This window comes from Rhodococcus sp. NPDC077669 (genome assembly GCF_040686915.1).
GTDB lineage: Bacteria > Actinomycetota > Actinomycetes > Mycobacteriales > Mycobacteriaceae > Rhodococcoides > Rhodococcoides fascians.
Genome location: NZ_JBFBMD010000023.1, coordinates 65,871 through 72,721 on the forward strand (window position 1 = coordinate 65,871; position 6,851 = coordinate 72,721).

Sequence of the window (6,851 nt, forward strand, 5' to 3'; positions counted from 1 at the left end):
AGAAGATGGTCCGCAGGTCGCCGGATGGTCCACAATGGAGGGGTGACCGATATCGAGAAGCCCCTGCCGTGGACGTACCTGATGGACATGGACGGAGTTCTGGTCCACGAGGATCACCTAATCCCCGGTGCCGACACGTTCCTCGCCGAGCTGCAGGCCAACGAGATCCCGTTCATCGTGTTGACGAACAATTCGATCCGCACCCCACGTGACCTGCGCGCACGTCTCGCATTCACCGGCTTGGACATTCCGGAGAAGTCGATCTGGACCTCGGCTCTCGCCACCGCCACCTTCCTCGGCAATCAGCGGCCCGGCGGCAGTGCGTATGTCGTCGGCGAGTCCGGTCTGACCACCGCGCTGCACGACATCGGCTACACCCTCACCGACTCCAGCCCCGACTACGTGGTGCTCGGGGAGACCCGCACGTACTCGTTCGAGGCCATCACCACCGCCATTCGTCTCGTCGAGAAGGGTTCACGCTTCATCGCCACCAACCCCGACGCGACCGGTCCGTCGCGCGAGGGTTCGCTGCCCGCGACCGGTTCGGTCGCCGCACTCATCACCAAGGCGACGGGCAAGGAGCCGTACTACGTGGGCAAGCCCAACGCGTTGATGATGCGTTCGGCTCTGCGCGCCATCGGTGGGCACTCCGAGAACACGTTGATGATCGGCGACCGGATGGACACCGACGTGCTGTCCGGCCTGGAAGCCGGATTGCAGACCATTCTGGTGTTGACCGGCATTTCGACCGTGCAGTCCGTCGAGCAGTACCCGTACCGTCCGACGAAAGTGCTCGATTCCGTCGCAGACCTGGTGGGCCGCACACAGAACCCGTTCTGATGAAACTCCGATTCGTTCTGTCTCGGCAGGATCATCACGTCGTCGGCTTGGGAGTGGAGCAAGAGTTTCCGGACGTCGCCGACGCAGTCGCGGCGGTACAGCAAGGCCGAAACGTCGTTGGGGTACTGCCTTTCGACATGTCCGACGCCACCGCGCTGATCGAGCCGGCGGAGTTCTACCGCCGCGCCGGTGCGTGGGCGGTACCGGACGCACAGCCGCCGCTTCCGTCCGTCACCGTCGTACGCCAGATCCCCGAGCCGGGCGTCCACGTCGAACGGGTACGTGAGGTCGTGCGGCGTGTGAAAGCCGGTGTCGCCGAGAAGATCGTGCTCGCACGAGCGATCGAACTGGCCGCCGAGTCGCCCATCGATCCGTCAGCGGTGTTGAGCGCGTTGGTGACTCGCGATCCGATGGGAAACGGCTTTTTCGCAGACCTCTCGCCCACAGACGAGCCCGGCAGACATCTCGTCGGCGCAAGCCCCGAACTGCTGGTGCGTAAACGCGGCAACGTCGTCAGCTGCCATCCCTTCGCCGGGACGGCCGCGCGATCCACCGACCCCGACGACGACGCGCGTATCTCGGCGGCACTAGCGGCCAGCGCGAAGGACCAGGCCGAGCATCGCTTCGTCGTCGATGAGATCCGGACGGCATTGGCGCCGTTCTGCGAGACACTGGACGTACCCGCGACACCTCAGCTGAGCAGCACTCCGCAGCTGTGGCACCTGTCCACGCCGATCGTCGGTACGTTGGCCGACCCGTCGACGTCGGCCCTCGACCTCGCATTGGCGCTGCATCCCACCGCTGCCGTCGCCGGTGTTCCCCGCGCCGCCGCCATGCGAGCGATCACCGAGATCGAGGGATCCCGCGGCTTCTACGCCGGTGCGCTCGGATGGACCGACGGCAGCGGGGACGGTGAATGGATGGTCGCGATCCGGTGCATCGAACTCACCGCGGACGGCCTGTCCGGTACCGCCACAGCCGGCGGCGGCATCGTCGCCGACTCGGACCCCGACGCCGAGCTGGACGAAACCACGGCAAAGTTCAGAACGGTACTCAGCGTCTTCGAGAACTGACCCAGCTACTTCAACGCCTGGTCCAGATCCCCGATCAGGTCCTCGGTGTCCTCGAGACCGATGGAGATCCGCACGACGCCATCGGTGATGCCCACTGCGGCACGACCTTCCGGCCCCATCGCGCGGTGCGTGGTGGTGGCCGGGTGGGTGATCAGCGTCTTGGAATCGCCGAGGTTGTTCGAGATGTCCACGATCTTCAGGCCGTCGAGCAACTCGAAAGCACGCTGCTTGCCTGCGCCCTCGGGGGCATCGAGCTCGAACGTGACGACCGTGCCGCCGCCCGACATCTGCGACGTCGCCAGCTCGTACTGCGGATGTGACGGCAGGAACGGGTATTTGACCCACCGCACCGCCGAATGCCCTTCGAGGAACTCGGCGATCTGCAGCGCGGAGTTCACCGAATGCCGCACACGCACCGGCATTGTCTCGAGCCCCTTGAGCAAGGTCCAGGCGTTGAACGGACTCAGCGCCGGGCCGGTGTGCCGCATCAGCGTCTGCACCGGACCGTCGATGTACTCTTTCGATCCCAGGATCGCACCGCCGAGTACCCGGCCCTGACCGTCGATGTGCTTGGTGCCGGAATACACCACCACGTCGGCACCGAGTTCCAGGCTGCGCTGCAGCAGAGGCGTCGCGAACACGTTGTCCAACACCACCGTTGCGCCGGCGGCGTGCGCCATCTCGGACACCCGCCTGACGTCGACGAGCGACTGCATCGGATTGGACGGAGTCTCGAAGAACACCGCGGTCGTCGGCACCGACAGCGCCTGCTCCCACTGCTCGAGGTCCTCGCCGTCGACGAAGACGGTCTCGACACCCCAGCGCGGCAGAATCTCGTTGCACACCACGAAGCAGGAACCGAAAAGGCTACGCGCAGCGACCAATCGATCGCCGGCCTTCAACAGTGCGCCGAGCGCGGTGAACACTGCCGACATTCCACTCGACGTGCCGAAGCACGCCTCGGCACCCTCGATCAGCCGCAACCGCTCCTCGAACATCTTGACCGTCGGGTTGCCGTAGCGCGAGTACACGAAATGATCGATGTCACCGGTGAACGCCCGCTCGGCGGCACCGGCACTCTCGTAGACGAAACCCGAAGTGAGATACAGCGCTTCGGCGTTCTCGTCGAAGCCCGATCGCATCAGACCGCCGCGAACTCCCAGCGTTCCCTGACCCACACCGTCGGGTAGCGGCTTCTGAAAACCCCCGCCTCTGGGAATGTTCGTCACGACTGCCTCCAGGGCAACCCGACCGCACGCCACCCCACAGCACCGCGGTGGCCGTCAGCATCGGTGGCACCTTCGAAACCGTCGAGCACGTTGTAGGACGGGCCGATTCCCGCAGCCGTGGCGGCCTCGGCCGCACCGATGGATCGCTGACCGGAGCGGCACAGGAACACCACCGGCCGATCGCCGTCCACGCCTGCGGCTTTCAGCTCGTCGACGAAGCCGGTGTTGCGAGCGCCGTCGGGGTAGCTCACCCACTCGATCAGGTGGGTCGGGCGATCGATGCCGGAGGTGTCGGGTACGCCGACGTACTGCCACTCGGCGTGCGTGCGGACGTCGACGAGAACGGCATCGGGGTTGCTCTGCAACAACTCCCACGCCGCCTGCGGGGTTATGTCACCTGCGTAGGTCACTGGATCAGCCTTCCGTCACTTGCTGTTACGTCACACATACCGAGATCAGACATTGCACACCAACCACGTGTCGTTCACCCGGACGAACTTCCATTCGTCGTCGGATCGCGCTCCGGATTTCTCTTCCTTCAGCGGTACCGTGACGACGCCGCGGTCGCCGTTGACCTCGTACCCCGTGGGCACTCCGTCGATCGACGTCTCGCCGTTGCGTTCCACGTCGCCTGCGCGGTCGGTGCGGTACTGGGCGTCGTCGCCGGGAATCAGGCGCTCGACCTGATCGGCGCACGTGTTCGCACGCAGCAGATCCGCGTCACCGGTGTTCTGTGCTTCGAGGAAACCGTCGACGGCGTCGGTGAGCAACTGCGCCTGTGTCACGTTGTCCTCCGCGGGGGCGAACTTGGACGCCGCAAAGATGCCGACGAGCAGCACGACGACGATGCCCGCAGCGATGATGAACGGCCACGCGGTGGGCGGACGCTGCTCACCGGAGTCGGCGGCCGCTTTGGAAGCGTTGTTGCGCGCTTCCTCACGACTGTCGACCCACTGCTGCCTACGTTCACTCCACGACGCCATGTAGGCAATCTTCCTCGATCCGACGGGTCTGCGTTCAGCTGGGTCCTGCAGTGTGTGGGTCCTTGTAGTAAGTGGGTCCTTCAGCGAGTGGGCCCGACGGGGATGTCGCCCTTCAACGTGATGCGATGCATCTTGCGGTGCTCGGTGCCGTAATCGCGGTTGGCGTAGTGCGAGGTGCTGCGGTTGTCCCACAGCACCAGATCTCCCAGACGCCAACGGTGGCGGACGATGTGCTCGGGCTTGGTGAGGTGCGCGTACAGCAGATCCAGGATTCCGCGGCTCTCCGCCTCCGAGACGCCCACGATGTGGGAGGTGAAACCCGGATTGACGAACAGCCCCTTGCGGCCGGTTTCCGGATGCACCCGCACGACGGGATGTTCGACGGGAACCAGCGCGGTCACTTCCTTGCCGTCCCACACGTTGCCCTTGCCGCCGCGCTTCTGCGCGAGGTAGTAGCCGAACTCACGGTTGCCGTCGTGAATTGCGGTGAGCCCGTCGATCATTCGGCGAACCGGAGCGGACAGGGACTCGTAGGCCAGTTGACTGTCGGCCCAGTTGGTGTCGCCGCCGTGCGGAGGTAGTACGACGGGCCGCAGGATCGACCCCATCGGTGGGCGCTCCATGAATGTCACGTCGGTGTGCCACACGTCGGCGAAACCGTTGTCCTGGCTGTCGAGGGCATAGACCTCGGGGGCGACGTGACCACTGTCGTGCACGGGGTGCCCGGCGGTGAGGTCACCGAGTCGGCGGCCGAACTCGATGTGGCCTGCGTCGTCGATCGACTGACCTCGGAGCACGAGAACCTTGTGCTCGACGAGAGCTCGGCGGACGGCGTGGATCTGCGCATCGGAGGCCGACGCGACATCGAGACCGATGACTTCGGCACCGAACGACGGGCCGAGCTTGTCGAGAGTGAGCGAAACTGTCTGTTCCAGAGTGGTCATGTGTCCTCGAATCCGAGAGACAGCGGTGCGCCTACTGGTCGCGGCACGGCCGTCGAGGGAGGGATCCCGTCCCGACGACGTCGGGGAACAGGGATTGGGCGTCGGGTCAGGTCACCGACAACACATGTTGGTGCAGGTGCGACAGAAGTCGACGGTGAACCGTCGGACCAGGTATGTCGTCTGCACGGGTCAATTCCTACCGGAACCCGGGGAATACGGCAAGTTGCCCACTGCCCCAGCTCAGGTTGTCCTTAATTTATGCTGGGGTGTCCGCACTTCCCTCGAAGAAGGTAGCTCGCTGCACATGACTGATCAGACTCGTCCACTCCGCGTCGCCATCGTCGGTGCCGGACCGGCAGGCATCTACGCCGCCGACGCGCTCATGAAGTCCGACCACAATGTCAGCGGACCGGGCGTGAGCATCGACCTCTTCGAGCGGATGCCGGCCCCGTTCGGGCTCATTCGCTACGGCGTTGCCCCTGACCACCCACGCATCAAGGGCATCATCACCGCCCTGCACAAGGTGCTCGACAAGCCTCAGGTTCGCCTGCTCGGCAACATCGACTACGGCACCGACATCAACCTCGACGACCTGCGTCGCTTCTACGACGCCGTCATCTTCTCCACCGGAGCCAACGCGGACCGCGCACTGAACATCCCCGGCATCGACCTCGACGGCAGCTACGGTGCCGCCGACTTCGTCTCCTGGTACGACGGCCACCCCGACGTCCCCCGCACCTGGCCCCTCGAGGCCGAGAAGGTCGCCGTCCTCGGCGTCGGCAACGTCGCCCTCGACGTCGCACGCGTTCTCGCCAAGACCGGCGACGAACTGCTCCCCACCGAAATCCCCGCCAACGTCTACGAAGGCCTCAAGGCCAACAAGGCACTCGAGGTGCACGTCTTCGGACGTCGCGGCCCGGCTCAGGCCAAGTTCACCCCGCTCGAACTGCGCGAGCTCGACCACTCGCCCAACATCGAGGTCATCGTCGCCCCCGAGGACATCGACTACGACGAAGGCTCCGAGCAGGCTCGCCGCAGCTCCAAGCAGATCGACATGGTCGCCAACACCCTGCAGGACTGGGCCATCCGCGACGTCGGCGCTCGCCCGCACAAGCTGTTCCTGCACTTCTTCGAGTCCCCGCACGAGGTACTCGGCGAGGACGGCAAGGTCGTCGGTCTACGTACCGAACGCACCGAACTCGACGGCACCGGCAACGTCCGCGGCACCGGAAAGTACAACGACTGGGACGTCCAGGCCGTCTACCGCGCCGTGGGCTACCTCAGCCAGAACATCAGCCAGCTCCCGTTCGACGAGCAGGCAGGCACCATCCCCAACGAGGCCGGACGCGTCGTCGAATCGCCGCACTCCACCACGCCCGTTCCCGCCACGTACGTCACCGGCTGGATCAAGCGCGGACCCGTCGGCCTCATCGGTCACACCAAGGGCGACGCCAACGAAACAGTCGCGAACCTGCTCGAGGATGCGCCGAGCTTCGCCGGTGCGGCCGAGCCGGACCTCGATGCCGTCACCTCGTTCCTCGAAGGCAAGCAGGTTCCGTTCACCACCTGGGACGGCTGGTACCGCCTCGACGCCCACGAACGCTCCCTCGGCGAAGAAGAAGGCCGCGAGCGCGTCAAGGTCGTCGAGCGTGAGGACATGCTGAAGGCCTCCGAGCCTGACAAGGCCTAGAGCGGCTGGCGCCGCATGTGATGCTCCTATGAGTGTCAAGTGGCAGTTTTCTGGGTGAGATGTTGGAACATTTCGCGGGCGACGGCTCGCTT

The 6,851-nt window shown here is 65.2% G+C and carries 7 protein-coding genes; 3 read left to right on the forward strand and 4 right to left on the reverse strand.

Going from position 1 to position 6,851, the window contains the following annotated elements:
* The first annotated feature begins 24 nt into the window (after positions 1 to 24).
* Positions 25 to 840, forward strand: a complete 816-nt coding sequence (locus tag AB0P23_RS20760; protein ID WP_045840622.1) for an HAD-IIA family hydrolase — start codon at positions 25 to 27, stop codon at positions 838 to 840.
* Complete coding sequence (locus AB0P23_RS20765; RefSeq protein ID WP_032374701.1) at positions 840 to 1,913, forward strand: isochorismate synthase; 1,074 nt, start codon at positions 840 to 842, stop codon at positions 1,911 to 1,913. Before AB0P23_RS20760 ends, AB0P23_RS20765 begins: the two co-directional genes overlap by 1 nt.
* A 5-nt stretch (positions 1,914 to 1,918) precedes the next feature.
* Here the strand turns inward: AB0P23_RS20765 and AB0P23_RS20770 are convergent, their stop codons facing one another.
* The 4 genes from AB0P23_RS20770 to AB0P23_RS20785 all read right to left on the reverse strand — a co-directional run bounded on the left by AB0P23_RS20770 (position 1,919) and on the right by AB0P23_RS20785 (position 5,069).
* A complete protein-coding gene (locus AB0P23_RS20770; RefSeq protein ID WP_032364984.1) occupies positions 1,919 to 3,142 on the reverse strand; it encodes an O-succinylhomoserine sulfhydrylase in 1,224 nt (407 codons plus the stop codon).
* Positions 3,139 to 3,552, reverse strand: coding sequence for a rhodanese-like domain-containing protein (locus AB0P23_RS20775; RefSeq protein WP_032371475.1), 414 nt, complete (start codon positions 3,550 to 3,552; stop codon positions 3,139 to 3,141). Before AB0P23_RS20775 ends, AB0P23_RS20770 begins: the two co-directional genes overlap by 4 nt.
* Positions 3,553 to 3,597: 45 nt before the next feature.
* Entirely contained in the window at positions 3,598 to 4,125 is a 528-nt protein-coding gene (locus tag AB0P23_RS20780; RefSeq protein WP_032374700.1) for a hypothetical protein, read from the reverse strand.
* An 80-nt stretch (positions 4,126 to 4,205) separates the two neighbouring features.
* Positions 4,206 to 5,069: a TauD/TfdA family dioxygenase gene (locus AB0P23_RS20785; RefSeq protein ID WP_063216150.1), complete on the reverse strand. Its 864-nt coding sequence runs from the start codon at positions 5,067 to 5,069 to the stop codon at positions 4,206 to 4,208.
* Positions 5,070 to 5,373: 304 nt separating this feature from the next.
* Between AB0P23_RS20785 and AB0P23_RS20790 the strand changes: the two genes are divergently transcribed.
* Positions 5,374 to 6,759: an FAD-dependent oxidoreductase gene (locus AB0P23_RS20790; protein WP_032364954.1), complete on the forward strand. Its 1,386-nt coding sequence runs from the start codon at positions 5,374 to 5,376 to the stop codon at positions 6,757 to 6,759.
* The last annotated feature ends 92 nt before the right edge of the window (positions 6,760 to 6,851 follow it).

Bases quoted from the DNA above. Each gene is read 5' to 3' on its own strand.
- AB0P23_RS20760 (WP_045840622.1), top strand. From the start codon at position 25: ATGGTCCACAATGGAGGGGTGACCGATATCGAGAAGCCCCTGCCGTGG.
- AB0P23_RS20765 (WP_032374701.1), top strand. From the start codon at position 840: ATGAAACTCCGATTCGTTCTGTCTCGGCAGGATCATCACGTCGTCGGC.
- AB0P23_RS20780 (WP_032374700.1), bottom strand. From the start codon at position 4,125: ATGGCGTCGTGGAGTGAACGTAGGCAGCAGTGGGTCGACAGTCGTGAG.
- AB0P23_RS20785 (WP_063216150.1), bottom strand. From the start codon at position 5,069: ATGACCACTCTGGAACAGACAGTTTCGCTCACTCTCGACAAGCTCGGC.
- AB0P23_RS20790 (WP_032364954.1), top strand. From the start codon at position 5,374: ATGACTGATCAGACTCGTCCACTCCGCGTCGCCATCGTCGGTGCCGGA.